The organism is Catenibacterium sp., from assembly GCF_052354645.1.
GTDB lineage: Bacteria > Bacillota_I > Bacilli_A > Erysipelotrichales > Coprobacillaceae > Catenibacterium > Catenibacterium mitsuoka_A.
In genome coordinates this window covers 1-1,894 of sequence record NZ_DAWDDM010000341.1, presented here as the reverse complement: position 1 = coordinate 1,894, position 1,894 = coordinate 1, and the positions used below count along the sequence as shown (strand labels likewise).

Annotated in this window: 2 protein-coding genes; both read left to right on the top strand. The window is 34.8% G+C overall.

Annotated elements, in window-relative coordinates:
* Positions 1-135: 135 nt before the first annotated feature.
* Positions 136-1,320, top strand: a complete 1,185-nt coding sequence (locus tag ACT8VG_RS10775) for an MFS transporter (RefSeq protein ID WP_444195871.1) — start codon at positions 136-138, stop codon at positions 1,318-1,320.
* Between the two features lie 2 nt (positions 1,321-1,322).
* Positions 1,323-1,835 (top strand): nitroreductase family protein, encoded by a 513-nt coding sequence (locus ACT8VG_RS10770; protein ID WP_444195870.1) that lies wholly within the window; start codon positions 1,323-1,325, stop codon positions 1,833-1,835.
* Positions 1,836-1,894 lie beyond the last annotated feature (59 nt).

Genomic DNA, 1,894 nt, shown 5'->3' with positions numbered 1-1,894 from the left:
CGAATCCCTCAACCTGCGCCATTGAATGTTACTCGGGAGAAATCCTGAGTTTTTTATTTTCAGAATATGTAAGAGATTACAGAATTGTTTCTGTTCTGTTATAATATTGTTATCACATGTAAGGGAGATTATATAATGGATCAGTCAAAAAGTATTAATGTTAGATACTCAATGTTGCAGGGGATTTACTTTGTAGGCTTCTGTACAGTTATCGGCTATGCTGCAGTTTATCTAGGATCAATTGGCATGAGCTCATCTTTAATTGGGATTGTACTTGCAATCGCAAATATTCTAACAAGTATCGCACAACCTGTACTTGGAGGATTTGTGGATAAGTCAAACATTTCTATGAAGAAAGTCTTAATGATCATGTTTGGTCTTTGTAGTATTCTATCTGTATTACTTATGTTTACGAGTAAGGTTACATTCTTAGCTGCTGTTTTGTTTGTTGCAGTCTCTACAATACTCTATACAACAATGCCTTTAGTTAACTCACTTGCTTTCGCATTCCAGAAACAGGGCATTGACGTTAAATTTGGTGTAGCACGTGGTATTGGATCAGTCGCTTATGCTCTTGCGTCTCTTGTATTAGGAAACGTTGTAAAGGCAGTAAGTCCTACTTTAATGCCTCTTGCCTATATTGTCATCTTCTTAGGTATTTTACCTCTTATTCGCTCATTTAAGATGCCAGAAGCTGAAGTAGATGAAGTCATTGAAGAAAAAGTAGTAGAAAAAGAAAGTACAGGTGCTTTTATTAAGAAGCATCTTAAATTCATGATTTTCTTAGCTGGTTTTATATTAGTTTATTTTGATCATACAATCATCAACAATTTCTTTATTAATGTAATTAAAAACGTTGGTGGTAATACTGGAGATATGGGAAATGCAGTATTCTTGGCTGCGATGTTAGAACTTCCTACTATGGCTTTATTTGAAAAGTATAAGAATAAAATCAATATCAAAAATACAATCATCATTTCTGCAATATTCTTCACACTTAAACATACATTAACTTATTTTGCGACAAATATGGTTATGATCTATTTAGCTCAGGCAACTCAAATGCTGGCTTATGCATTATTTATTCCTGCATCTGTTTATTATGTAGATAAATTATTTGATGCAAAGGATGCAGTTAAAGGACAGGCACTCGTTACTACAAGTATGACCGTATCTGGTGTACTAGCCAGTTTCTTAGGTGGTATTTTACTAGATAGTATGGGTGTTTATGAAACATTATTTTTAGGTTTAGTATTAAGTGCAGTAGGTACAATTGTGATGATTGTGACTGTTGAAAACGTAAATAAGAAGGGGGCTTAAATATGTTAGATGTTTTAAAAACAAGAAGAAGTATTAGAAAATATACAGATGAAATGCCTAGAGATGAAGATCTTGAAAGAATTGTAGAAGCTGGTTTATATGCTCCTACTGGTATGGGCAGACAGGGCGTTAAGTTTGTAGTAGTAAAGAATAAAGAAATGAGAGATCATTTATCAAAGTTGAATGCTGGTGTTATGGGGAGTGATAAAGATCCTTTCTATGGTGCACCTGTTGTTATTGTTGTTTTATCAAAGAAAGAATATCCTACATATATCTATGATGGATCACTTGCGATTGGTAATATGCTCAATGAAGCGCATGGCTTAGGACTTGGTTCTTGCTGGATTCATCGTGCGAAAGAAGTATTTGAAGGTGAAGAAGGAAGAAGACTCCTTAAAGAATGGGGCATTGCAGAAGACTATGAAGGCATTGGAAATGTTATTATAGGATTTGCAGATGGTAAGGCTCCAGAAGCATCACCCCGTCTTGATCATCGTGTAATTACAATCGAATAATGAAATAATCCTCGTTGCGGAGGATTATTTTTTTATGGGAAACTATGATATGGCGGCCG